The organism is Kineococcus sp. AC630, from assembly GCF_979255925.1.
Map to the genome: position 1 here is coordinate 162,631 of NZ_CEEDMJ010000003.1, position 24,581 is coordinate 187,211.

Annotated in this window: 24 protein-coding genes; 10 read left to right on the forward strand and 14 right to left on the reverse strand. The window is 73.3% G+C overall.

Annotated elements, in window-relative coordinates:
- Window positions 1-56: 56 nt before the first annotated feature.
- The 9 genes from AC0I8G_RS04475 to AC0I8G_RS04515 all read right to left on the reverse strand — a co-directional run bounded on the left by AC0I8G_RS04475 (window position 57) and on the right by AC0I8G_RS04515 (window position 10,950).
- Window positions 57-1,379, reverse strand: coding sequence for a dihydrolipoamide acetyltransferase family protein (locus tag AC0I8G_RS04475; RefSeq protein WP_471728845.1), 1,323 nt, complete (start codon window positions 1,377-1,379; stop codon window positions 57-59).
- A 58-nt stretch (window positions 1,380-1,437) separates the two neighbouring features.
- Window positions 1,438-2,421, reverse strand: coding sequence for an alpha-ketoacid dehydrogenase subunit beta (locus AC0I8G_RS04480; protein WP_471728846.1), 984 nt, complete (start codon window positions 2,419-2,421; stop codon window positions 1,438-1,440).
- Window positions 2,421-3,590, reverse strand: coding sequence for a pyruvate dehydrogenase (acetyl-transferring) E1 component subunit alpha (pdhA, locus tag AC0I8G_RS04485; protein WP_471728847.1), 1,170 nt, complete (start codon window positions 3,588-3,590; stop codon window positions 2,421-2,423). Before pdhA ends, AC0I8G_RS04480 begins: the two co-directional genes overlap by 1 nt.
- 174 nt (window positions 3,591-3,764) lie before the next feature.
- Window positions 3,765-4,862, reverse strand: a complete 1,098-nt coding sequence (hisC, locus tag AC0I8G_RS04490) for a histidinol-phosphate transaminase (RefSeq protein ID WP_471728848.1) — start codon at window positions 4,860-4,862, stop codon at window positions 3,765-3,767.
- 5 nt (window positions 4,863-4,867) lie between these two features.
- Window positions 4,868-5,512 carry an isochorismatase family protein gene (locus AC0I8G_RS04495; protein ID WP_471728849.1) on the reverse strand — a complete coding sequence of 215 codons (645 nt, stop codon included), beginning with the start codon at window positions 5,510-5,512 and terminating at the stop codon, window positions 4,868-4,870.
- Window positions 5,513-5,515: 3 nt separating this feature from the next.
- A complete protein-coding gene (locus tag AC0I8G_RS04500; protein WP_471728850.1) occupies window positions 5,516-6,976 on the reverse strand; it encodes an MFS transporter in 1,461 nt (486 codons plus the stop codon).
- Window positions 6,973-8,577, reverse strand: a complete 1,605-nt coding sequence (locus AC0I8G_RS04505; RefSeq protein ID WP_471728851.1) for an amidase — start codon at window positions 8,575-8,577, stop codon at window positions 6,973-6,975. The genes AC0I8G_RS04500 and AC0I8G_RS04505 overlap by 4 nt, the downstream gene beginning before the upstream one ends.
- Before the next feature lie 94 nt (window positions 8,578-8,671).
- A complete protein-coding gene (gene rutA / locus AC0I8G_RS04510) occupies window positions 8,672-9,760 on the reverse strand; it encodes a pyrimidine utilization protein A (RefSeq protein WP_471728852.1) in 1,089 nt (362 codons plus the stop codon).
- A 131-nt stretch (window positions 9,761-9,891) separates the two neighbouring features.
- Window positions 9,892-10,950: a LacI family DNA-binding transcriptional regulator gene (locus AC0I8G_RS04515; protein WP_471728853.1), complete on the reverse strand. Its 1,059-nt coding sequence runs from the start codon at window positions 10,948-10,950 to the stop codon at window positions 9,892-9,894.
- 220 nt (window positions 10,951-11,170) lie between these two features.
- On the opposite strand from AC0I8G_RS04515, the gene AC0I8G_RS04520 reads away from it, so the two are divergent.
- On the forward strand, window positions 11,171-11,671 hold the full coding sequence (locus AC0I8G_RS04520; protein ID WP_471728969.1) for a flavin reductase family protein: 501 nt from the start codon (window positions 11,171-11,173) through the stop codon (window positions 11,669-11,671).
- A complete protein-coding gene (locus AC0I8G_RS04525) occupies window positions 11,671-12,198 on the forward strand; it encodes an NADPH-dependent FMN reductase (RefSeq protein ID WP_471728854.1) in 528 nt (175 codons plus the stop codon). Before AC0I8G_RS04520 ends, AC0I8G_RS04525 begins: the two co-directional genes overlap by 1 nt.
- Here AC0I8G_RS04525 and AC0I8G_RS04530 read toward each other — a convergent pair.
- Complete coding sequence (locus AC0I8G_RS04530) at window positions 12,132-13,724, reverse strand: hypothetical protein (RefSeq protein WP_471728855.1); 1,593 nt, start codon at window positions 13,722-13,724, stop codon at window positions 12,132-12,134. The genes AC0I8G_RS04525 and AC0I8G_RS04530 overlap by 67 nt on opposite strands.
- Window positions 13,721-13,960, reverse strand: a complete 240-nt coding sequence (locus AC0I8G_RS04535; protein ID WP_471728856.1) for a hypothetical protein — start codon at window positions 13,958-13,960, stop codon at window positions 13,721-13,723. The genes AC0I8G_RS04530 and AC0I8G_RS04535 overlap by 4 nt, the downstream gene beginning before the upstream one ends.
- Before the next feature lie 134 nt (window positions 13,961-14,094).
- On the opposite strand from AC0I8G_RS04535, the gene AC0I8G_RS04540 reads away from it, so the two are divergent.
- The 8 genes from AC0I8G_RS04540 to AC0I8G_RS04575 all read left to right on the forward strand — a co-directional run bounded on the left by AC0I8G_RS04540 (window position 14,095) and on the right by AC0I8G_RS04575 (window position 21,240).
- On the forward strand, window positions 14,095-14,895 hold the full coding sequence (locus tag AC0I8G_RS04540; RefSeq protein ID WP_471728857.1) for a fructosamine kinase family protein: 801 nt from the start codon (window positions 14,095-14,097) through the stop codon (window positions 14,893-14,895).
- Window positions 14,892-15,458 carry a molybdenum cofactor biosysynthesis protein gene (locus AC0I8G_RS04545; RefSeq protein WP_471728858.1) on the forward strand — a complete coding sequence of 189 codons (567 nt, stop codon included), beginning with the start codon at window positions 14,892-14,894 and terminating at the stop codon, window positions 15,456-15,458. The genes AC0I8G_RS04540 and AC0I8G_RS04545 overlap by 4 nt, the downstream gene beginning before the upstream one ends.
- A 36-nt stretch (window positions 15,459-15,494) precedes the next feature.
- Complete coding sequence (locus tag AC0I8G_RS04550; RefSeq protein ID WP_328293377.1) at window positions 15,495-15,695, forward strand: hypervirulence associated TUDOR domain-containing protein; 201 nt, start codon at window positions 15,495-15,497, stop codon at window positions 15,693-15,695.
- 30 nt (window positions 15,696-15,725) lie between these two features.
- Complete coding sequence (purB, locus tag AC0I8G_RS04555) at window positions 15,726-17,138, forward strand: adenylosuccinate lyase (protein ID WP_471728859.1); 1,413 nt, start codon at window positions 15,726-15,728, stop codon at window positions 17,136-17,138.
- A gap of 1 nt (window position 17,139) precedes the next feature.
- Window positions 17,140-18,165, forward strand: a complete 1,026-nt coding sequence (locus AC0I8G_RS04560) for a zinc-binding dehydrogenase (protein ID WP_471728860.1) — start codon at window positions 17,140-17,142, stop codon at window positions 18,163-18,165.
- A gap of 45 nt (window positions 18,166-18,210) precedes the next feature.
- On the forward strand, window positions 18,211-20,091 hold the full coding sequence (locus tag AC0I8G_RS04565) for a cation:proton antiporter domain-containing protein (RefSeq protein ID WP_471728861.1): 1,881 nt from the start codon (window positions 18,211-18,213) through the stop codon (window positions 20,089-20,091).
- Window positions 20,092-20,306: 215 nt separating this feature from the next.
- Entirely contained in the window at window positions 20,307-20,513 is a 207-nt protein-coding gene (locus tag AC0I8G_RS04570) for a hypothetical protein (protein ID WP_471728862.1), read from the forward strand.
- An 88-nt stretch (window positions 20,514-20,601) separates the two neighbouring features.
- Window positions 20,602-21,240 (forward strand): hypothetical protein, encoded by a 639-nt coding sequence (locus tag AC0I8G_RS04575; protein ID WP_471728863.1) that lies wholly within the window; start codon window positions 20,602-20,604, stop codon window positions 21,238-21,240.
- On the opposite strand, the gene cls is transcribed toward AC0I8G_RS04575, so the two are convergent.
- From cls to AC0I8G_RS04590, 3 genes are read right to left on the reverse strand one after another with little or no spacing between them, the layout of a single operon-like run.
- Window positions 21,200-22,675, reverse strand: coding sequence for a cardiolipin synthase (cls, locus tag AC0I8G_RS04580; protein WP_471728864.1), 1,476 nt, complete (start codon window positions 22,673-22,675; stop codon window positions 21,200-21,202). The two genes, AC0I8G_RS04575 and cls, sit on opposite strands and share 41 nt — an antisense overlap.
- A complete protein-coding gene (locus AC0I8G_RS04585) occupies window positions 22,675-23,325 on the reverse strand; it encodes a VOC family protein (RefSeq protein ID WP_328293387.1) in 651 nt (216 codons plus the stop codon). Before AC0I8G_RS04585 ends, cls begins: the two co-directional genes overlap by 1 nt.
- 5 nt (window positions 23,326-23,330) lie before the next feature.
- On the reverse strand, window positions 23,331-24,362 hold the full coding sequence (locus AC0I8G_RS04590; protein ID WP_471728865.1) for a ketopantoate reductase family protein: 1,032 nt from the start codon (window positions 24,360-24,362) through the stop codon (window positions 23,331-23,333).
- Between the last annotated feature and the right edge of the window lie 219 nt (window positions 24,363-24,581).

Here is a 24,581-nt window from a genome sequence, read left to right on the forward strand (position 1 = left end):
CCGAACACCCCGGTGAGAAGACCTCACTCGGAGTGATCATCGGATGGGGTGCCGGATCAACTCCAGGTGAGCGCCCGCGCCGGGTCCTCGAGGATGGCGGCGATGTCCGCGAGCGCCCGCGAACCGCTCTCGCCATCGAGCATCCGGTGGTCGAAGGAGAGGCCGAGCGTCGCGAGGTAGCGGGGTTTGACCTTCCCCTTGTGCACCCACGGCCGCTGCTGGATCTTGCCGACCGCCAGGATGGCGGCCTCCCCCGGGTTGAGGATCGGCGTGCCGGTGTCGATGCCGAACGTCCCGACGTTGCTGATCGTGATCGTCCCCTCGGCGAGGTCCTTCGGCGAGGCCTTGCCCTCCCGCGCCGTCCCCGCGAGGCCGTTGAGGCGCACGGCGAGGTCCTTGAGCGACAGTTCGTCCGCGTCCTTGATGTTGGGGACGAGCAACCCCCGCGGCGTCGCGACGGCGATCCCGAGGTTGACGTAGTTCTTCACCACGATGACCTGGTTCTTCTCGTCCCAGGTCGAGTTGATGTCGGGGTTGCGCTGCACGGCGACGATCAGGGCCTTCGCGACGAGCAGCAGCGGCGAGACCTTGATCCCGGCGTACTCGGGGTCGAGCTTCAACCGCTGGACGAGCTTCATCGTCCGGGTCGCGTCGACGGTCGTGAACACCGTGACGTGCGGGGCGGAGAACGCGCTCTCCACCATGGCGGCCGCGGTCGCCTTGCGCACGCCGCGGATCGGGACGTGCCGTTCCCGGGCGTGCTGCTCGACCCGTCGCTCGGGTTCGGGGGGTGCGGTGGGGACGAGCGCCAGGACGTCGGCCCGGGTCACCGTGCCGCCGGGGCCCGTCGGGGTCGCGTCGGCCAGCAGCACGCCGAGGTCGCGGGCCAGCTTGCGGACCGGGGGTTTCGCGAGGACGTGCGGGACGACGTCGCGGGTCACTGGGGCCACCGGAACTGCCGGGACCGCCTGCGGGGCAAGCGCTTCCACACTCGGGACGGCGCCGCGGCGGCGCCGGCCCACGGTCTCCCGGGTGCCGTAGCCGACGAGGGTCGCCCCCGATCCGCTGTCCTGCGCCCCGGCCGCCGCCGGAGCGGTCGCCTCGGGGGCGGGCGTCGCGGGCGCTGCCGTCGCGGACGCCGTCCCGTCGTCGACCACGACGATGTCCCGACCCACCTCGACGGTGTCACCCTCGGCGACCAGCAGTTCCGCCACCACCCCGGCGTAGGGGCTCGGCAGTTCGACGAGGGACTTCGCGGTCTCGATCTCGAGGAGGACGTCGTTCACGGCGACGGTGTCACCGGGTTTGACCTTCCACATCACGATCTCGGCCTCGGTGAGTCCTTCACCGACGTCGGGCAAGGCGAACCGCTGGTTCAACGGAGTCCTTCGGGGGTCTCGAAGTTCTGGGAGTTCTGGGAGTCGGGGTGCAGGAGGTTCAGGCGGCGAGGGACTGCTCGACGGCGTCGAGGACGCGGTCCACGCTCGGCAGGTAGTGCTCCTCGATCCGGGCCGCGGGGTAGGGCAGGTGGTACCCGCCGACCCGCTTGACCGGCGCCTCGAGGGAGTAGAAGCACGACTCCTGGATCCGGGCTGCGACCTCGGCCCCCGGGCCGTGGAACACCGGCGCCTCGGTGACGACGACGAGCCGTCCGGTGCGACGCACCGATTCCGCCACCGTGTCGACGTCGAGCGGGGAGATCGAGCGCAGGTCGACGACCTCGAGGCTGGTGCCGTCCTCGGCCGCGGCGGTGGCCGCGTCGAGGGCGAGCTTCACCGTGGGGCCGTAGCAGACGAGCGTCGCGTCGGTCCCGGCGCGCAGGACCCGCGCCTTGTGCAGCGGGGTGACCTCACCCGGGCCGAGGTCGACGTCCACGTCGCCCTTCTCCCAGTACCGGCGTTCGGGTTCGAGGAAGACGACCGGGTCGGCCGAGGCGATGGACTGCTGGATCATCCAGTACGCGTCGTGCGCGGAACTCGGCATCACGACCCGCAGACCCGCGGTGTGGGCGAACAGCACCTCGGGGCTCTCGGAGTGGTGCTCCACGGAACCGATGCCGCCGCCGCTGGGGATGCGCAGGACGACGGGCACCGACAGCTTGCCGTGGGACCGGGCCCGGAGCTTCGCCAGCTGGGTGGTGATCTGGTTGAACGCGGGGAAGACGAAACCGTTGAACTGGATCTCGCAGACGGGCCGGTACCCGCGCAGCGCCATCCCGATCGCGCTGCCGACGATGCCGGCCTCGGCGAGCGGGGTGTCGATGACGCGGTGCTCGCCGAAGTCCTTCTGCAGACCGTCGGTCACGCGGAAGACGCCGCCGAGGGGGCCGATGTCCTCCCCCATGAGCAGCACGCGCGGGTCGCGGTCCATCGCGGCCCGCAGGCCGGCGTTGATCGCCTTGCCGATCGGCATGGTCTCCATCAGGACGCCCCTCCGACGAGTTCTCCGTGAGCTTCGCGGTCGTGCTGTTCCCAGGCCGCGAGGAACTCGTCGCGTTCGGCGAGGACCTGCGGGTGCGGTTCGGCGTAGGCGTGGTCGAACATCGACACCGGTTCGGGGTCGACGAGGGCGATGACCCCCGCGCGCAGTCGGGCGGCGAACTCGTCGGCCTCGGCGTTCAGGGCCGCCTCGTAGTCGTCGTCGAGGATGCCCTCGGAGCGCAGGTACGTCCGGAACCGGTCGATCGGGTCCTTCTCGCGCCAGGCCTCGGTCTCGGCGGAGAGGCGGTAGCGGGTCGGGTCGTCGGCGGTGGTGTGCGCGCCCATGCGGTAGGTGTAGGCCTCGATGAACGTGGGGCCACCGCCGCTGCGGGCGCGTTCGAGCGCGGCCCGGGTCACGGCGAGCACGGCGAGGACGTCGTTGCCGTCGACGAGGACCCCGGGCATGCCGGCCCCTTCGGCGCGGCGGTGCAGCGGGACGGTCGACTGGCGGGCGACGGGTTCGGAGATCGCCCACTGGTTGTTCTGGCAGAAGAAGACGACGGGGGCCTGGAAGACCGCGGCCCAGTTGAGCGCCTCGGACGCCTCGCCCTGCGAGGTGGCGCCGTCACCGAGGTAGGCGACGACGGCGGTGTCGCGCGCGGGGTCGCCGGTGCCGACGGCCCCGTCGCGCTGGACGCCCATCCCGTAGCCGACGGCCGGCAGCAGCTGCGCGGCGATCACGAGGGTGTAGGGGTGGACGCCGTGCTCGACCGGGTCCCAGCCGCCGTGGTCGACACCGCGGAAGAGGCTGAGGACGTGCACCGGGTCGATGCCCCGGGCCAACGCGGCACCGTGGTCGCGGTAGGTGGGGAAGACGTGGTCCTGGCGGCGGGTGGCCTGCGCGGAACCGACCTGCGCGCCTTCCTGGCCGCGGGTCCCGACCCACAGACCCAGCTGGCCCTGGCGCTGGAGCGCCTCGCCCTCGGTGTCGAGTCGGCGCAGCACGACCATGTCGCGCAGCAGCCCCAGGAGTTCCTCCGGTTCGAGGTCGACCTCGTGCTCGGGGTGGTCGTGGCGGACGCCGTGCTGGTCCAGCAGCTGGACCATGTCGTCGTGCCGTCCGGGTACCTCGTGCTCGGCCCGGTCCGGGCCTTCCGCTGCGTCGCTCACGTGCGTCCTCCGCGTGTCGGGGGGTCGTTCGGTGCTGCCTGTGGTGCACGTCCCCGCGGCGAACCTACGGTTCCGTACGTTACGGGAGCGTACGTTACGGGTCCGTAGCTTGGGAACCGCCACACGGGGCCGAACACGAACCCTCCCCCACCGACCGGGGGGACGCTCCGAGGGTCAGGACACGAGGGTGGCGGCCACCTCGAGGAAGCGCTCGTTGGCGGCGGTCTCGGCCACCGTCACGCGCACACCGGCCCCCGCGAAGGCCCGCACGACGAGCCCCTCGGCGGCGAAGGCGTCCGCGAGCTCGAGCGCCCGCTCGCCCACCGGCAGCCAGAGGAAGTTGCCCTGCGCCTCGGGGACGTCCCAGCCCTGCTCCCGCAGCCCGGCCACGACGCGGTTCCGCTCCGCGACCAGAGCCCCCACCCGCTCCATCAGCTCCGCCTCGGCCGCGGTCTGCAAGGAGGCGACGACCGCGGCCTGCGCGATCGCGGACACCCCGAACGGCGTGGAGGACCGGCGCAACGTCGACGCGACGTCCGGGTGCGCGAGCGCGACCCCGATGCGCAGGCCCGCCAGCCCGTAGGCCTTGGAGAAGGTCCGCAGCACGACGACGTTCGGGTGCTCGCGGAACACCTCGACACCGTCCGGCACGTCCGGGTCGTCGACGAACTCGCGGTAGGCCTCGTCCAGGACGACCAGCACGTCGGCCGGCACCTGGGCCAGGAACCCGCCGAGCTCACCCCGGCGCAGCGCCGGTCCCGTCGGGTTGTTCGGCGAGCACAGGATCACCAACCGGGTCCGCTCGGTGATCGCCGCGAGCATCGCGGGCAGGTCGTGCCGGGCGTCCGCGGTCAGCGGCACCTCGACCGTCGTGGCGTCGGAGATGGCCGCGACGATCGGGTACGACTCGAACGCCCGCCACGCGTAGACGATCTCGTCGCCCGGGGCGCACGTGATCTCGGCCAGCTGGGCCAGCAACCGCACGCTGCCGGTCGCCGCCGCGAGGTTCTCCACCGCGACACCCCAGCGCGTCGCGACGGCCGCGAGCATCGCCGTGGCCGCCGGATCGGGGTAGCGGTTCACGTCGGCCGCGGCCCGTGAGATCGCCGTCAGCACGCTCGGCAGCGGCGGGTACGGGTTCTCGTTGGAGGAGAGCTTGAAGACCTCCAGCCCCGCACGGGCCACGGCCGGCTTCCCGGCGACGTAGGCCGGGACTCCCGCCATGTTCGCCCGCAACCGCGGAGCCGCAGAGGTGCCGGGGATCGTCGTCATGGGCGTCAGGGTACGGAGACCCCGCCCCCCACCCGCTCCAGGTAGGCCTGTGCCGTGCCCAGGTCCCACAGCTCGGCCATCTTCTGGCCCATGTCGAAGAGGTTCGCCGCCTGGACCGAGGCGTCCCGGTCCCCGCAGGCGTCGGTGACGACGAAGGGCGTGAACCCGTGCTGCAGGGTGTCGAGCGTGCTCGCCCGCACGCAGCCCGACGTGCTGAACCCCCCGATCAGGACGGTGTCCACCTCGAGGGCGTGCAGCCGCGCGGCCAGGTCGGTCCCGAAGTAGGCGCTGGGGTACTGCTTGACGATCTCAACCTCCCTCGCCTCCGGGGCCAGCCCGTCGACGTAGGCGGCGAAGGGACTGCCCGGCCCGAACGCGCGCAGCCCCGGCACCTTGCGGAAGAAGACCCCCGCGTCGCTGCCGTCGGCCGCGATCGCGACCCGGGTGATCACGACGGGGACGCCGGCCGCCCGGGCGCTCGCCAGCAGGCTGCGCATGGCCTCGGCCGCCGCGAGCGCCGGCGGACCGGCGTAGACGTGGCAGCCGGGGTCGGTGTAGGCGCAGGCGGGATCCACCAGCAGCAGGGCGGGGCGCGCTCCCGGGGTGAGCCCGGCACCGAACCCGGCCCCGGCGTAGTCGTCGACGCTCATGTCTCAGGTCTCCTCGGGGGTGGTGGACGCGACGCGGGTGCTGCGCCGGACGGGGAGGGCCACGCAGGCGGCCAGGGCCAGGAAGGCGAGGACGGACAGCACGACGAGGGCCGCCCGCACCCCGTCACCGAAGCTGCCCAGCGCCGAGGGCGCCGCCGACAGCGCACCGGAGTAGGCGTCGGCGCGGTCGGCGCCGGACAGCCCCCCGGTGGCGATGCCGAGCGCCACCGCCGTGCTCAGCAGGAACCCGACGTTCTGCAGAGCCGAGCGGACACCGTTCGCGATGCCGCGCTGGGCGGCGGGGACGGTGAGCATCAGCAGACTCGTCCCGGGGGTCATGAACAGCCCGGTGCCGGCCCCGACGGCGAACAGCCCGACGAAGACGCCGGTGTAGGCCCCGTCCGGGGTCAGCACGACGGCGAGCAGCAACGTCCCGACCAGGACGACCGCACTGCCGGCGGTGACCATCGTCCGAGCCGCCACCCGCCCGACGAGGTTCCCCGCCACGACCGCCGCGACGGTCGTCCCGAGGGCGAGCGGGCTCACGAGCAGGCCCGCGGCGAGGGCGTCGTGGCGGCCGGTGGACTGCAGGACGAGGGAGGCCAGGACGACGACGGCGTACTGCGCCGCCGCGTTCAACAGGACCGCCGCGTAGAGCGGGCCCCGCATGCGGTGCACCAGGACGCCGAGGTCCACCAGGGGCGAGGGGCGCCGCCGTTGCCGGGCCACGAAGAGCACCCACAGCAGGGCCGCCACGACGCCGCAGACCACGGCCGGGCCGACCCCGGCGAAACCCGTCGCCGCGAGGACGTCGGGTGACAGCGTCAGCAGCGTCGCGGCCAGGGCGAGCGCGGACAGCACCGCCCCGACCCCGTCGAAGCGTTCCCGCGGGGCGGTGCTGCGGGCGGTCCGCGGGAGGACCGCGGCGGACCAGACGAGGCCCACCAGGCAGATCGGCAACGTCACCAGGAACGTGCCGCGCCAGCCGAGCAGGGTCGTCGCGGCACCCCCGGCCAGCGGGCCGATCGCCTGGGTCACCGCCGCGACGGTCGCGTTCAGCCCCAGCCCCTTCCCCAGCGACGCGGCGGGGAAGGTGTCGGTCAGCAGCGCCGTCGTGTTCGTGACCAGCGCGGCCGCGCCCACGGCCTGGACCGTCCGTGCGGTGATGAGGAGTTCCGGACCGGACGCCAGCGCGCAGGCCGCGGTGGCGAGGGTGAACACCACGTAGCCCGCGAGGTAGAGCGGTCGGCGCCCGACGATGTCCGCGAGCCGGCCGATCGCGAGGATCAGGGCCGTGGTGACGAGCATGTAGGATAGCAGGACCCAGCTCGACTGCGCCGCGCTCGCCCCGAGTTCTCGGGCGATCGTCGGCAGCGCGACGTTCACCCCGGAGATGTTCAGGAACACGGCGACGACTCCGGTGCTGGTGGCCGAGAAGACCGTCCAGGGGTTGCGCGGACTCACGCCGGCACGACCGCCACGAGGCCGGGCGGGGCGGCGAGGTGGTGTTCGGTGACCGACTGGAAACCCACCCCCACCCCGAGCAGCACCGCCTCCGCGAAGGGGCGCGCGACGAACTGCACCGCCACGGGCAGGTCGTCGCGGCCACGGCCGGCGGGGACCACGAGGGCGGGGAAACCCGTGAGGTTGAACGGTGAGGTGTTGCGGGGGACGATCTCCTGCAGCGGGACGCGCTCGCCGTCGACGTCGGTGGTGAGGTCGTCGAGGTGCGGCGCGGTCGTCCCGACGCCCGGGGTGAGCAGGACGTCCACCCCCGCGGCGTCCATGACCGCGAGCTGCTCGCGCTGGGCCACGGCCCGTCCGCGCAGCGCCCGCAGGTAGTCCGCCGCGCTGGCGGCCGCACCGCGGCCGAGGCGTTTCCGGGTTCCCGCGTCGAAGAGTTCCAGGCGCTCGACGTTCTCCTCCTGGGTGGCCGTGAGCTCCCCCGAGAGGACGACCAGCGCGTCGGCGTACGCGTCGGCGGCGGTGGGGAGGTCGACGTCCACGACGAGTGCCCCGTGCGCGCGCAGGACCTCGACGGCGGCGTCCACCGCGGCGACGACGGCCGCGTCGCAGCGTTCCTCGAACCAGCCGCGGACCCGGCCGATCCGGCGGCCCACCAACCCGCTCTGCGCCCAGACCTGGGCCGGTCCGACGCGGGGCACGTCGTGGGCGGCGGTCGGGTCCGACCCGTCCGGGCCGGTCACGACGGACAGCACCAGGGCGGCGTCGGCCGCGCTGCGGGTCATCGGCCCCACGTGGTCGAGCGTCCACGACAACGCCGCCACCCCGGTGCGGGGGACCAGACCGTGGGTGGGTTTCAGGCCGGTGATCCCGCACAGCGCGCTGGGGACGCGCACGGAACCCCCGGTGTCGGTGCCGAGGGCGAAGGGCAGGACGCGGGCGGCGACGGCCGCGGCGGAACCCGTCGAGGAACCCCCGGTCCAGCGGCCCGCCCGCCACGGGTTCTCGACCGCGCCGTAGCGGGCGTTGACCGCGAGCCCGCACGCGAACTCGGTGGTCGCCGTCATGACGACGGGGATCGCCCCCGCGGCCCGCAACCGGGCCACGACGGTCGCGTCGCTCGTGGCGACGCGGTCGCCGGTCTGGTGCGAACCGCAGGTCACGACCGTTCCGGCGACGTCCACGATGTCCTTGACCCCGAAGGGGATCCCCTCCAGCGGGCGGGCCTGCCCGCTCGCCCAGCGCCGGGAACTCTCCCGCGCCGCCTCGCGGGCCCCGGCGCAGACGGCGAGGAACGCCGTGGGGGCGGGACCGTCCGGACCGGTCGCGGCCAGGACGTCCTCGACCACGACGACCGGGTCGGCACTGCCGGCGGCGTAGGCGCGCAGCAACCCGGCGGCGCCCAGCGTCCCCTCGGGGGGCTCCGGTACCGGACCGGTGGCGGGTTCGGGGCGGGGAGCCGTGCGCAGGAACTCCTGCGCCGCAGCCGGTTCGGGGACCTCCGCCGAGGGTGACGCGGGGTGCGGGCGGGCCCGGCGACCGGCCAACAACGCCTGGAACTCGACGTCGGACGCCGCCTCGGTCCTCAACTGCTCGAGCAACGCCCTACCCCGTTCGATCGATCAGACGTGCTGGTTCCTCGTGCTGGTTCCTCGTGCTGGTTCCTCGTGCTGTTCCTCGTGCCGGTGTTCCGCGTCAGGCCGTGGCCGGTGAGGGGGACGGGATCTGCGCCCGGCTCCGCATGAGGGGCTGGATGCGTTCGCCGAAGGCGTCCATGCCCCCGAGGAAGTCGTCGAAGGTGAGCATGATGCCCTTGACCCCCGGGACCTGCGCGACCTCGTCCAGCATGCGCGCGACGGATGCGTAGGAACCCACGAGGGTGCCCATGTTGAAGTTCACGGCCCCCTCGGGCAGGGCGATGGTCTTCGCGGTGGAACCCTCGCCGGCGGTGGCGTCGGCACCGGCCTCGTCGGCCTGGTAGTTCAGCGCCGCCAGGTCGGCGTTGTCGTGGTAGTCGTGCCACTTCGCCATCGCGAGTTCGTCGGTCTCGTCGGCGATGACCATGAACAGGGCCAGCGCACCGGAGTCGCGACCCGAGGCCGCGACGGCCTTGACGTAGCGTTCGGCGGTGTCGCGCATGGCCTGCGGCGTGTTCACGCCGGTTCCGAGCAGGAAGTCGTAGTCGGCGTGCTCGGCGGAGAACTGCATGCCGGTGTCGGACTGCCCGGCCGCGACGATGTCGATGTGTCCGGGTCTCGGCGACAGGACGCAGTCGTCCATCCGGTAGAACTCGCCCTCGAGGTCGCTGCGACCCGTCTCGGTGAGGTCCCGCAGGACCTGGACGTACTCCCGGGCCCGCGCGTAGCGGTTCTGGAAGTGCTCGTCCCCCGGCCAGACGCCCATCTGCGTGTACTCACCCGGAGCCCACCCCGTCACGATGTTCACCCCGATGCGGCCGGGGGCGATCGAGTCGATCGTGGACACCATGCGGGCGACCAGCGCCGGCGGCAGGGTGAGGATCGCGGTCGAGGCGTAGAGCTTGATCTTCTCGGTGACGGCGGCCAGGCCGGCCATCAACGTGAACGACTCCAGCGCGTGGTCCCAGTACTCCGTCTCGCCGCCGAACCCGCGCAGTTTGATCATCGACAGCGCGAAGTCGAAACCGTACGCCTCGGCCTTCTGCACCACCTGCTTGTTCAGGTCGAACGTGGGCATGTACTGCGGGGAGGACTTGGAGATCAGCCACCCGTTGTTGGCGATGGGGATGAACACGCCGATGTCCACGAGGAACCTCCTGGGTCGTCTGCTGCAGCCGTGACTGCGAATGTACGAGGGAGGTGTTGCTCGCTCGTCTCGCTCAGGTGAACGCTGTGTTTCGCCGTCGTCCCCGTCCCCTCGGGCGCGTCAGCGGCACGTCAGCGGCGCGTCGAACCGCGCTCGACGAGCTCGACGCCGAACTCGCGGACGAGGTGCGGGGCGTCGGGATCGGCCATCCGGGCGAACAGCGCATCGGCCGCGACCCGGGCCATCTCGACCAGGGGCTGGCGCACCGTGGTGAGGTCGATCATCGACCAGCCGGCCCAGTCGAGGTCGTTGTAGCCCACGACCAAGAGGTCCTGCGGAACCCGCAGCCCCAGACGCCCCGCGGCGTCGAGGACCCCGAGGGCGATGTAGTCGGTGTGGCCGAACACCGCGTCCGGGCGCACGTCGGCGGGCACGTCGAGCAGCTCGAGGGCGGCGGTGAGCCCGGAGGCGGGGCTGACGGGCCCGCGCCGGACGTGCGCCGGGTCCACGGACACCCCGTGCCGGCCCAGTTCCTCGGCGAACCCGGCCGCCCGCCGGGTCAAGCTGGGGTTGTCCTGCGGACCGGCCACGACTGCGATCCGGCGCGCCCCCCGCTCCCACAGGTGCCGCGCGACGAGTCGCCCACCCCCGACGTTGTCGGAGGTGATGCGGTCCACCCGTTCGCCGAGCTCGCCGTCGACGTCGCGGTTCAGCACGACGAGCGGCAAGCCCACGTCGACGAGCTCGGCGACGGCCGCGGCGTCCGTGCGCGCCGACAGGTAGACGATGCCGTCGACCAGTCCACCCCGCAGGGAGTGGAGGTCCTCCTCGAAGCGTCCGGACTCCTCGTCGTGGTCGGCGAACAGCAGCACCCGGTGCGCCCGCGCGTGGAACTGCTCCTGCAGCGTCTGCACGAGCAGCGGGAAGGAGGGGTTGCGCAGATCCCCGGAGACGATCGCGATCGTCGCCGTCCGGCGGGTGATCAGGCTGCGGGCCGAGAGGTTCACGACGTAGCCGAGCTCGCGGGCCACCTGCCGGACGCGCTCGCGCGTCTGCGGGACGACGCGGGCGTCCCCCCGCAGGGCGCGGGAGACCGTGGACTGGGAGACGCCCGCGGCCCGCGCGACGTCGTAGCCGGTCACGGGGCCGCTGCGGGCGGTCTCGGCCGGGGTGACTGCGGAGTCGCTCACGGTACGGATCCAACCAGCGACCTCCCCCGAACACCGCTCCAGGACCGCGACCGCGCGGCGCAACGAGTTCGATCACTCCGGCGAAACGCCCGGGAAACAATTGCGGTTGACTCTGTCAACGTCACGTCATCACCACTCGACCCACGCTGGAGAGGTACCGCCCGTGTCCGACGCCCCTGGAACGACTCCCCTCGAACTGGTCGCCTTCGAGGACGACCCGATGGCCCTGCGCACCACCTTCGCGCTCTTCCCCTCCGGCGTCGCCGCCCTCTCCGCCATCGTCGACACCGGCGACGGACCCGAACCCGTCGTGCTGGTGGCCTCCTCCTTCCAGGTCGGCATCTCGCTCGACCCACCCCTGGTCCTCTTCGCCGTGCAGCACACCTCCACCAGCTGGCCCAAGCTGAAGGCGGGCGCCACCGCCGGTGGCCGCATCGGCGTCTCCGTCCTCGGCGAGGCCCACGACCTCGCGGCCCGCCAGCTGGCCTCCAAGGCCGCCGACCGCTTCGCCGGCATCGACACCACGACGCTGGACTCCGGTGCGAACTTCGTCCACGGTGCTCCCGTCTGGCTCGAGTGCTCGATCTACTCCGAGGTCCCCGCCGGTGACCACGACGTGGTCCTCCTGCAGGTCCACGCGATGGGCAACGCCCCCGACACCGAGCCCCTGGTGTGGCACTCCTCCGCCTTCCGCACGCTCACCCCGAAGGCCACCGTCTGATGCGGACCGTCGTCGTCTGCGGGAACCCGAAGGTCGCCTCCCGCACCCTGACCGCCGCGATCACCACGGCGCGGCTGCTCTCGGGAGCTGACGAGGTGGACCAGGTCGTCGACGTGGCCACCCTCGGCCCCGGCCTGCTCGGCTGGGGCGACCCGACGGTGGCGCAGGCCGTGACCGACGTCGCCTCCGCCGACCTGCTCGTCGTCGCCTCGCCCACCTTCAAGGCGACCTACAGCGGGCTGCTGAAGCTGTTCCTCGACCAGTTCGCGGGCGGCGAAGGCCTGCGCGGGGTCACCGCGGTCCCCCTGATGCTGGGTGCCGCCCCCACGCACGCGCTGGCTCCCGAGCTCCTGCTCAAGCCGGTGCTGTCCGAGCTGGGCGCGGCGTGCCCCGCCCCCGGGCTCTACCTGATCGACCGGGAGGCGGAGGAGAAGGGCGCCGAGACGCCCGCCCTGACCGCCTACGTCGAGCGCTGGGGTTCCACCCTGCTCGCGACCGCCGGTGCGGGGTCGACCCTCTCGGCGTAGTAGTCGAAGGTCTCCACCCGGGCTCCGGGGGCGTCGAAGAAGGCGCTCCCGGAGTCGCGGAAACCCTGCAGCGCAGGATCTCCCGACCCGTCGACGAGCTGCGCCGTCGCGATGTAGGCCGACCAGCCGTGGGCCTTCAGCGGGTCCTGCGCGATGTCGGCGGCGAAGCGGGGGTCGTCGCTCACGTCGCGGGCGACGACGGTGCGGTGCGCCGAACCCGCGGCGGCCTCGCCGTCGAGAGCCGGTACGAGGTCGCCCGTGTGCTCCAGCGAGAGCACCTCCACCGAGTCCGGGACGTCGATCCCGTCGATCGGGGAACCCGCCGTCACGACGTGGGTGACGTCGAACTCCGCCCGCACCGCAGGGTCGGCGGCCAACGCCGCCGCGGTCAACCCACCCTGGCTGTGCCCGGCGAACATCACCGGTTCGTCCGCGCCGACCCCCGCCTGCCGCATGGCCTGCACGACGGCGTCGGCCGTCGCCGTCGGTTCCCCGGCGACCGCGCGCAGGTTCGTGGTCAGGTCCATCGGGGTCCTGCCCGCCGCCGGGACCGGTGTCCAGGTCTGGGTCCCGGGGATCTCGACGACCCACGCGACGCCGCCTTCGGCCTGGGTGATCCGTTCCAGCCGGATCCCGCCCGGCGCGGGTGGTCCGGCGGGTGCGAGGCGGCCCCCGACGGAGGCCTGCCCCTGGTACCCCGTCGACTGGTGTGCGACGCCGTCGAGCACCTCGGCGATCCCGCGCGGCGGCCGGCCGGGCGTCGCCCGGGCCGTGGTCGCGGGACGGACCGCGACGCTGGTCTCCCGGAACACCGGGGCGACCGCGCCCAGGGCGGTCAGCGCCCCGGCGACGCCCGCGACCCCGTCCACCCGGGGGAGCCCCGCCGCCTCCAGCAGGTACGGGGTCGTGGCCACGACCTCCTGGGCGACCTCCGGGTGCGCCGCGAGGAACCGGCCGACCCCGCGGAGGTCGTCCGCCACCGCGTCGTCGACGCCGGCGAACTCCTCGCCCGCGTCCGCGCCGAGTTCCGCCAGGTCGACGGTCCCGGTCCGCAGGACCTGCGCCACCGCCCCGGCCAGGACCCGGTACTCCGCGATCCCCGCGTGCCGCAGCACGTCCGCGCCGACGAGGACGGCCGTGGCGCCGGCGATCTCGGGAGCCCACTCCACGACGGCCTGCGCCACGGCCCGTCGGGCGACGGCGACGACCGCGTCGGCGACCTCGTCACCGACGCGGTAGCGCAGGGCGGCGGTCTCGACCTCGACCGCCAGCGCGGCCAGCGTCGCGGCCGCCGCGACGGGGGTCCGACGCCCGACCAGGAGGTCCCCGATCGCCGTGGCAACCCGCGCCGCACTGACCGGGGCGAACGCGACGCTCGCCGCGAACGCCGGGTCGACGGCGATCGAGACGAGGTCCAGTCCCACCGCGCCGAGGTCGGCGGCGAGCGCGGCCAGGCGAGCGGCCGCCGCGTCCAGGGCATCGGGGTCCACCGCGTACCCGGTGTCGACGGTGAGGTCCGCGCTCACGACGCCACCAGCTCGAGCGCGCGGACGTGCTCGGTCACCCGCCCCGACAACCGGTCGCACGTCTCGGCGACCCCGGCGACCTCCTGGACCGCGTCGCCCAGCCGTGCCCGGAACCGGGCCGCCGCCAGCCCCGTCCAGTCGCCCGTGTCCACCGCACCCAGCTGTCGGTGCACCGACCGCACCCGTTCGGCCACCTCCTCCACCCGGCGCGTCAACGCCACCTGCCCCAGATCCATCCGTGCTTCTCCCTCCGTGGAACCCCAGCCCGTGGACGGTAGGCAGGCGAGGGTGGCGTCGCCGGGGATCGGCGGCGGTCTGTGGACGCCCGGCCCGACGTGCCCGCTGTGGAGACCGCGGTGACCATGGACCGGTGCCGTCCACCGCCTTCGTGAAGCAGCAGACCGGGGTACCCGCCGCCGCCTTCGCCGCCGAGGCCGCGGGGCTGCGCTGGCTCGCGGACGCCGGTGGGGTCGCCGTCTGCCCGGTGCTCGAGGTGCGCTCCGACGCCCTGGTCCTGGAGCGGGTCCGCGAGCAGCGTCCCGACGCGCGGGCGGCCGAGCGGTTCGGACGTGACCTCGCCCGCACCCACGCCGCCGGGGCGCCGCGCTTCGGAGCTCCACCTCCCGGCGTGGACGGCGACACCTGGATCGCGACCCTCCCGCTGCCGATGACCGAGCGGACGACCGGGCTCGTGACCGGGGACGACGCGGGCTGGGGGACGTTCTACGCCGAGCAGCGCGTGCAGCCCTACCTCCGCCTGGCGCGGGACGCGGGCACGTTCGACGCCGCCGGGGTGGCTGTCGTGGAACGGGTCTGCGAACGGCTCACGGCCGAGGACCCGGCCCTGGTCGCCGGGGCGGACGGGCCCGCGCGCCTGCACGGCGACCTCTGGTCGGGCAACGTCCTGTGGTCCGCCGACGGCGCCGTCCTCATCGACCCCGCCGCCCACGGCGGGCACCTCGAGACCGACCTCGCGATGCTGGAGCTGTTCGGGCTGCCGCACCTGGCACGCGTCCTCGACGCCTACGGGGAGGCGGCCGGCACCCCGGACGGCCGGCGGGAGCGCGTCCCGCTGCACCAGCTGCACCCGTTGCTGGTGCACGCCGTCCTCTTCGGTGGCGCGTACGCCGCTCAGGCGCTCGAGGCGGCGCAGAGGACGTCGGCCCTGTGACGCACAGCTACCCCGTCGAGGTCCTGCACCTGCTCGTCTCCCCCGAGCACGCCTACTTCGGCCGTCCCCGCGAGGGCGCCGCCGACGTCGAGACCCACGACCTCGACGCGGTGGAGGTCGTGGCGGGCAAGGGGATCCGCGGCGACCGGTTCTTCGGCAAGGCCGCGCACATGGACGCCGCGATCACGTTCCTGGCCGTCGAGGCGTGGGAGGCGGTCGCCCACGACCTCGGACTGGCCGCGGTCCCGGACCCGCTGCTGGCCCGGCGCAACGTCGTGGTCCGCGGCGTCGAGCTGGACCCGCTGCGGGGGCACGACTTCGACCTGGTGACGGCCGCGGGGTCGGTGACCGTCCACGGCGGACGTCCGGCCGCCCCGTGCGCGTGGATGGACCGGATGGTCGCCGACGGCGCCCACGCCGCGTTGCGCGGCCGCGGCGGGTTGCGCTGCACCCCGCTGACCGACGGCAGGATCGCCCGCGGGCCGGGGGTGCTGCACTCCCCCGTCGAGCTCGACCCGGGTCGGGCCGGTGAGGCCGTGCTGCGGCGGACCCCGCTGCCCTGAGGTGCGCGCGGACCGGGTCGACCCCACGGTGGAACCATGGTGAAGAAGGGCGACGAGGTCAGCTGGAACACCCCGCAGGGCAGGACCGAAGGAGAGGTCGTCGAGGAGAAGACCGACGACTTCGAGCTCTACGGCAAGCACCGCAAGGCCTCCGAGGACGACCCGCAGGTGATCGTCAAGAGCGGCAAGTCCGGCAAGGAGGCCGCCCACAAGGAGTCCTCCGTCGACGAGACCTGACTCCCGCGGGGGCGTGGGACCATGAGGCACGTGACCGACTCGGCCGTTGCCGCCTCCCCGTCCGACGCCCCCGCCAGCCTGGGCGAGCCCGCGCTCGGCCCGCTCGACGGCCGCTACCGCCGCTCCGTCGCGCCGCTCGCGGAACACCTCTCCGAAGCCGCGCTGAACCGTCGCCGCATCCACGTCGAGGTCGAGTGGCTGGTCTTCCTCGGCACCCACGACGTGGTCCCGGGCGTGCGCCGGCTCACCGCCGACGAGATCGCCTTCCTGCGCGAACTGCCGCTGCGCTTCGACGCCGCAGCCGTCACCGAACTCGGCGAGATCGAGCGGGTCACCGTGCACGACGTCAAGGCCGTGGAGTACTGGATCAAGCGTCGCCTCGAAGGCACCTCGCTGGTCGACATCGCCGAGCTGACCCACCTCTTCGCGACGAGCGAGGACATCAACAACCTCTCCTACGCGCTGATGGTCCGTGACGCCGTCGCCCGGGTCTGGTTGCCGGCCGCGACGAGCCTCGTCGACGACGTCGTCACGATGGCCCACGACCTGCGCGACCTGCCGATGCTGTCGCGCACCCACGGCCAGCCCGCGACGCCGACGACGCTGGGCAAGGAACTCGCCGTCCTCGCCCACCGCCTGCGCCGCCAGCTCACGCGCATCGCCGGTGCGGAGTACCTCGGCAAGTTCAACGGCGCGACGGGGACCTACGCCGCGCACAAGGCCGCCGTCCCCACGACGGACTGGCCGGCCGCCTCCAACGAGTTCGTCACCGGTCTCGGCCTGACCTGGAACCCGCTGACGACGCAGATCGAGTCCCACGACTGGCAGGCCGAGCTCTACGCCGACGTCTCCCGCTTCGGCCGGGTGCTGCACAACCTCTGCACCGACGTGTGGACCTACATCTCCCTCGGCTACTTCGCGCAGGTCCGCGGGCAGGGCACCGTGGGGTCCTCGACGATGCCGCACAAGGTGAACCCGATCCGCTTCGAGAACGCCGAGGCCAACCTCGAGGTGTCGGGCGGGTTGTTCCGGGTGCTGGAGGAGACGCTCACGACGTCGCGCATGCAGCGCGACCTCACCGACTCCTCGATGCAGCGCAACATCGGCGTCGCGTTCGGGCACTCGCTGCTGGCCATCGAGAACGCCCAGCGCGGCCTCGCCGGGCTCGACGCCGCCCCGGCCGCCCTGGCCGCCGACCTCGACGGGAACTGGGAGGTCCTCGGCGAGGCCGTCCAGTCCGTCATGCGCGTGCACGGGCTGCCCGAACCCTACGAGCGCCTCAAGGAACTCACCCGCGGCCGCAAGGTCGACCAGGCCAAGCTGCGGGAGTTCGTCGCGGGTCTCGGCCTGCCCGAAGGCGAAGCGGCCCGGTTGTCGCTGCTGACCCCCGGCGACTACACCGGCGACGCGTCGGCCCTCGTCAGCGTGCTCGACGAGGCGTGACGTGCGCGCGGTCCTGATCGAGGAGTTCGGCGGGACCCCCCGTCTCGCCGACGTCGACGACCCCACCCCCGCGCCGCACGGGGTGGTCGTCGCCGTCGAGGCGACCGGGGTGTGCCGCAGCGACTGGCACGCCTGGCAGGGCCACGACGACGACGTCACGCTGCCGCACGTCCCCGGTCACGAGCTCGCCGGCCGGATCGTCGCCGTGGGCGCGGACGTGCGGAACTGGGAGGTCGACGACCGGGTGACCACGCCGTTCGTCACCGCCTGCGGGCGCTGCCCGGAGTGTGCGGCCGGGCACCAGCAGGTGTGCCGCGAGCAGACCCAGCCGGGGTTCACCGGCTGGGGGTCCTTCGCCGAACTCGTCGCCCTCGACCACGCCGACGTGAACCTCGTCGCGCTGCCCGAGGGGTTCTCCGCCGCGACCGCCGCCGCCCTGGGCTGCCGGGTCGCGACGGCCTTCCGCGCCGTCAGCGACGTCGCACGGGTGCGGCCGGGCGAGTTCGTCGCCGTCCACGGCGCGGGCGGGGTCGGCCTGTCGGCCGTCGCGATCGCCGCCGCGGCGGGCGCCCGGGTCGTCGCCGTCGACCCCTCCCCCGCCGCACGGGAGCTGGCGATCGCGTTCGGTGCCGAGCACGCCGTCGCGGACGACGTGGTGCGGACCGTTCGCGACCTGACCGACGGCGGGGCCCACGTCTCGATCGACGCCGTCGGCCTGCCCGTGACGTGCGAGAACTCCGTCCGGTCCCTGCGCCGACGCGGCCGGCACGTGCAGGTCGGCCTGCTCCCGGCCGCCGCCGGGAAGCCGTCGGTCCCGATGGACCTCGTCATCGCCGGCGAGCTGCAGGTCCTCGGCAGCCACGGCATGGCCGCCCACGACTACCCCCGGCTGCTCGCCCTGGTGGGTTCCGGGCGGTTCCCCCTCGCCGACCTCGTCACCCGCGAACTCCCCCTCGAGGCGGGACCGCGCGCCCTCGCCGAGGTCGGCGCCGCGACCACCGCGGGGATCACCGTCCTGCGCCCCTGAACGCAGGCCCACCACCCACCGGTCGGGGCGTCGTAGGGTCCGCTCGTGGAGATCGCGATCGCGCTCGTGGCGCTGACCGTCGGGGTGTGCCTGGTGTCGGCGGTCTGCGACCGCTTCGGCTGGCCGACCCCCCTCGTCCTCGTCGTGGTCGGCGCCGTCGTCTCGCTGGTGCCGGCCGTCCCGGACTTCAGCCTCGGCTCCGAGGTCGTCCTCAACGGGTTGCTGCCCCCGCTGCTCTACGCGGCGACGGCCAGCACGTCGCTGGTCGACTTCACCCGCAACAAGACGGCGACGGTCCTGCTGTCGGTGGTGCTCGTCGTGTTCACCACCCTCGCGGTGGGGTGGACGACGTCGCTGCTGCTGCCGGGGGTCGCCCTCGCGGCGTGCATGGCGCTCGGGGCCGTCGTCGCCCCGCCGGACGCCGTCGCCGCGAGCGCCATCGGCCGCCGCCTGGGGTTGCCCCGCCGGGTCGCCACTCTCCTCGAGGAGGAGAGCCTCCTCAACGACGCCTCCGCCCTCATCGCCCTCGCCGCGGCGACGTCGGCCCTCACCACCGAGCTCTCCCCGCTGCACATCGGGGGCGAGTTCCTGCTCGCCGTCGTCGGCGCGGTGCTCATCGGCGGGGTCGTCGCCGCCGTCCTGGCCCTGGTGCGGACCCGGATCCGCAACCCCGTCCTGGACACCGCGGTCTCCTTCGTCGCGCCCTACCTCGCCTTCCTGCCCGCCGAGGCGCTGCACGTGTCGGGGGTCCTCTCCGTCGTGGTGACGGGGCTCGCGATGGCGCACGTCTCCCCCAAGGTCCAGACGGCCGCGTCCCGGGTCGCGGAGACGCTGAACTGGCGGACGGTGGCGTTCCTGCTGGAGAACGCGGTCTTCGTGCTCATCGGTCTGCAGTTTCCGCTGCTGCTGCGCGGGGCCGCCGACAGCGGGTTCTCCGGTGGCCGCATCCTGCTGGTCTGCCTCGGTGTGCTCGTCGCGACCATCGCGGCCCGGTTCGTGTTCGTCTTCGCCTCCGCCGGGGTCTTCCACGCCGTGCCGCACCTGCGCCCGAAGGCCTGGTCGCCGGGGATCTCGCTGCTGCTGTCCTGGGCCGGCATGCGCGGGGTCGTCACCCTCGCCGCCGCGCAGCTCATCCCCGAGGACGTCGAAGGGCGCGACGTCCTGCTCCTCGCCGCGTTCGCCGTCGTCGTCGGAACCCTGCTGGTACAGGGCCTCAGCCTGCCCTGGGTGGTGCGCCGCGTCGGGCTGCCCGCACCGGACCCGGCGGAGGACGCCCTGCAGGCCGCGGCCCTGGGCGACGCGGCCGCCCAGGCCGGCATGCGACGGCTGGACGAACTGCTCACCGGGGAGGAACCCCGGCACGTGGTGATGCAGCTGCGCGGCCGCTCGAAGTCGCGCTCGCACGCCGCCTGGGAACGCCTCGGCCGGCCGTTGTCCGACTCGATGACCCCGTCGGCGGTCTACCACCGCCTCCGCCTGGAGATGCTCGCCGCCGAGCGCACCGTCGTCGTCACCGCCCGCGACCGCGGTACCGCGGAACCCGAGGTGCTGCAGCGGGCGCTCGCGGACGTCGACTTCGAAGAGGCCCTGCTGGACCGCCTCGAGGACCTCGAACCCCTCGCCCTCGACCGCCGGCTCGCCCCGCGCGGTGACGGCGGCTGCGCCCACCTGCGCACCGCGTGCTCGCGCGACGAGGCGACCGAGCGCTACGGCGAGCCGCCGACCGAGTGCGCGGAGTGCGTCGCGGCCGGGGTGGCCTGGGTCCACCTGCGGACCTGCCTGGCCTGCGGCTACACCGGGTGCTGCGACTCCTCCGAGCTGCGGCACGCCCGGGCCCACTTCGGCGAGACCGCGCACCCCGCCATGGTCAGCGCCGAACCGGGCGAGGCGTGGCGGTGGTGCTGGGTGGACGAACTCCTCGGCTGACGCGAGGCCAGGGTCGGGCGACAGGTGTCAGTGGTCGCGAGGTGGGTGCGGGACGAGCAGTCCCGGTCCGATCCGGCGACCTACCGGCATGCCTTCCCGGTCGGACGGCACGGGTTCCGCCGCCCCGGTTCTCCCGGCGAGCCACGGTGCACCCGCTCCGACGGCGTCGTGACGGGGACCCGTCCCACTTTGTTGAATGCTGTAGCGTCGCGGAGATGAGCCGAATCGTGGGGATCATCGCGGGGATCGTCATCACCGCCGCCGGCGTCCTCTTCACCCTGCAGGGTCTGGACGTGCTCGGTGGATCGGGGATGAGCGGCAGGACGCTCTGGGCGGTGCTCGGCCCGATCATCGCGATCGTCGGGTTGGTCCTCGTCGTGCGCAGCGCCCGACGCCGGACCGTGCGCGACGACCTCCGCTGAACGTCCCCGCGATGGACCGGCCGACCAGGAACACCACCTCCTCCACCCTGTTCCCCGACAACCGGGCCGTCGTCGTGGAGCGCGCCGGGTGAAGTTCTACGCCGACCGGCGCGCCCGCCGGAACCAGCAGCTCACGGCGGACCTGCTGTGGTTGCTGGCCGTGCTGGCGAGCGTCCTCGCCGGAACCACCGTGCACGGGGTCATCGCCGGTGCCGTCGACCCCGCGCGGCAGTTCTCCGCGGGTTCGAGCGACCTCGCCGACCGTCTCACCGCCGCCGGACGGACCGCCGCGCGGACCCCGCTGATCGGCGACGACCTCGCCGGGGTCCTGGACCGCTCGGCCGACAGCGCCACCTCGCTCGCCGGTGCCGCCGATGCGCAGATCGAGTCCGTCCTGCACGTGGCGACGCTGCTCGGTGTGCTGACCGCCCTGCTGCCGATCCTGTTCGTCACCGCGATCCACCTCGCTCGACGCCTCCGGTGGGCGCGACGTGCGCGCGAGGCCGGGCGACTCGCCGGCACCCGTGGCGGCGACCGCGTCCTGGCTCTGCGCGCTCTGACGTCGAGCCCGCCGGACCGGTTGTTCGCCGTGCACGCGGATCCGGCCGCCGCCTGGCAGGACCAGGACCCGTCGGTGGTGCGGGCGCTGGCCGACCTCGAACTGGCGCGGCTGGGACTGGACCGGCCTACTGCAACGCCGACGTCAGGCGGGACAGGTTCTCCTTGATGACGTTCCAGCGCGGCCGGGCGAGCCACTGCTCGAGGGTGAGTTCCGTGCACTTCGCCCGGTACTCGTCCTGGACCCGGCGCAGGTCGTCGGAGAACTCCCGCCCGCACACCATCAGCGTGAGTTCCAGGTCGAGCAGGAACGAGCGCATGTCCATGTTCGAGGAACCGATGACGGCGACCTCCTCGTCGACGGTCATGTGCTTGGCGTGCAGCACGTACGGCGCGGGGTAGCGGTGGATGCGGACCCCCGCGCGCAGCAGGTTCTCGTAGTAGGAGCACTCGGCGTAGTGGACGAGGGCCTGGTCGCCGAGTTCGGAGACGAACAGTTCGACGTCGACCCCGCGTTCGGCGGCCGTCGTGATGGCGGAGAGCATGGACTCGTCCGGCACGAAGTACGGACTGGTGATCGAGATGGTGCGCTGTGCGGAGTACAGCAGCGCGTTGAAGAGCTTCAGGTTGTTCTCGCCGTCGAACCCGGGGCCGCTGGGGACGACCTGGCACTCGAGGCGCCCGGGTGATCCGACCGGGGAGACCTCGGGTCGTTCGGTCTCCAGGAGTTCGTCGGTCTCGGAGTACCAGTCGGTGATGAACATGGCCTCGACCCCGGCGACGATCGGCCCTTCGAGGCGCACCATGAGGTCCTGCCACTGGAGTCCGCGCTTGAGGTTCCCGCGCTTGTTGTAGCTGCGGTCCAGCACGTTCTGCGACCCCATCCACGCGACGTCGCCGTCGATGACGAGGAGCTTCCGGTGGTTGCGCAGGTCGGGACGCTGGTACTTCAGCTTGTGCAGCTGGACGGGGAGCATCGGGTGCCACTCGACGCCGACGTCCTCGAGGAAGCGGATCGTGCGGCGGTAGCCGGGGTAGCGCAGCGACCCCACGTGGTCGAGCAGCAACCGGACCTTGACCCCGCGCTCGACGGCGCGTTCGAGCGCGGTGAAGAACGGTTCGCTCGTGGGGTCCTTGGTCATGATGTAGAACTCGACGTGCACGTAGTCGCGGGCGCCGTCGATCGAGCGCGCCATCGCCCGGATCGCCTCGTCGTACTCCCCCTCGAGCTGGGCGTGGTTGCCGCCGACCAGCGGCATCGCCCCGAGGTTGCGGTTCAGCTCGACGATCCCGGTCAGCCACGGCGGCCACGGGTGGTCGGAGGAGACGAGGTCCATCCCCTTGGTCGAGGACAGGATGAGTTCGTTGATCTCCCGCTGCTTGCGGCGGCGCTTGCGGGGCAGCTTCGGGTTCCCGATGATCAGGAACGCCACGACCCCGATGTAGGGGATGAAGAAGATGGTCAGCAACCAGGCCAGGGCGGAACTCGGGCGCCGGTTGACGGGGACCACGGCGATCGCGGTGAGGCGCACCACGAGGTCGACGACGAGCAGCGCGATGGCCGAGGCCGTGATCGAGGGGATCCAGCCGGGCAACCAGTCCATCAGATCTCGACGGTTCCGCGCGGGGTCTCGAAGCGGACCGAGCGCAGTCCCGTGCTGCGCGGTCCTCCGACGACGTCGAGCCAGGTGAAGTCGATGCGGTCGGCGCTGAAGTCCGGCGGCAGGCCGAGCCAGCCGCGGACCCGTTCGCGCTGGCCGGCGATGGTGAGCCCCGCCAGACGACTGCCGCCCGCGAGCGCGATGGCCGAGGGGTGCTGGGTGTCCGGCCCGTCCCACTCGATGAGCAGCGGCAGTTGCGGTTCCTCGCTGAGCGCGGGCGCACCGATCTGGTGCCAGCGCAGCTCGACCCCGTCGGGGCGGCGCCGGACACCCTCCTCGGCGGTCTCGCCCAGGCGTTCCGCGAAGGAGGCCAGGTCCTCGACCACGACCGACCAGTTGAACCAGCCCCCGCCCTGCAGCGTCCGTTCGCGCACGGCCCGCCCGAAGAGCGCCTTCTCGGCGACGGGGTGGTCGAGGACCTCGACGACCTCGACGTAGCTGCCCCCGGACAGCGGCAGGACGACGTTGCGGGTACCGAAGCGGGGGTGGGGACCCCCGTCGACGACGCGCACGCCGAGTCGCGCCGCCAGGGACCTGGCGGTCTCCTGCAGCCCCTCGGGGCCCGCGGCGAAGCCGACGTGGTCGACGCGCATGGGGCTCACCCTCTCAGGTCGGTCCCGGTGGCGGCCGCCTGGTCCCCCCCGACGCTCGCCACGAGCGCCCGGACGTCCTGCACCCCGAAGGCTCTGGGCCCGAGGCCTCCCCGCACCGAGGCGTCAGCCAGGACCTGCAACGCCTCGTTGACCGGTGTCGCCACCCCGTGCTCGCGACCGAGCCGGACGACCTCGCCGTTGAGCCAGTCGGTCTCGACGGAGCCCCCGCGGTGCAGGCTCTGCCAGCTGGAGGACCCGAGTCGTTCGCTGCCCGCGACGGGGGCGGTGTGGAAGCCGATCTCGGCGAGTTCCGGCAGGGCCTCGGCCCGGCCCAGCGGTGGCGTTCCCGCGGCCTCCAGGACCCGGAGCCCTTCCGCCCGGGCCTCCTCCCGCAACGCGTCGCTACCGGCCTCGGGACGGCAGACGGCGTCGAGGGCGTTGCCGGTGTTGTCGATGAGCTTGCCGCGCTTGGCGGCCATCACGTCGTCGCTGACGATCGTCGCGAACCCGGCGCCGGCCAGGTCGGCGGCGATCTGCTCGACGAGCTCGTCCCGACCGCGGGGGTAGCGACCGAGGACGAAACCACCGGACACCGGTGCCCCCTCGGAGCTGACGACGCCCGGTTCGAGGTGCGTCGCGGGCAGGAACACGCAGACGCCGACGACCCGGCGGAACCACCGCAGGGCCAGCCGTTCCCCCTCGACGCCGTTCTGCGCGCAGACGATCGGCAGCTCGTGCCCGGCGGTGGAGTCACCGACCGGGGCGGCCGCCCAGTCGGCGAGCAGACCGGCGGCGTCCTGGACCTTGACGGCCAGCACCAGCACGTCGTCGGGGGTGAGGACGACGTCGGCCGGGGAGTTGGCCACGGGGGCGTTGAGCTCCACCGGACCCGTGGGGGTGAGGAGTCGCAACCCCTTCTCCCGCAACCTGTCCGCGTGAGATCCGCGGGCGACCAGGACGACCTCGTGACCGTGTTGCCCGAGTCGTCCACCGATCGTCCCGCCGATCGCTCCTGCCCCGATCACGACGTAGCGCACCCAGGCAGTGAAGCACCGACTTCCGGCACCGGCTCCCCCACCCCGGGAGCTCGCCCACCGGAGGGAGCCGGTGGGGGCGTTCACGCCACGGACCTCCTCGACCGGAGCGCCGGCCGCGACGGCGCCGCGCAGCAGCAGGGACCAGCCCGAGGAACGTCGCGGCGGCAGCCGGAGGTGGCCCGTGGTGGGGTGGGAGGCGAGGTCGGCCGGGGCCTCGAG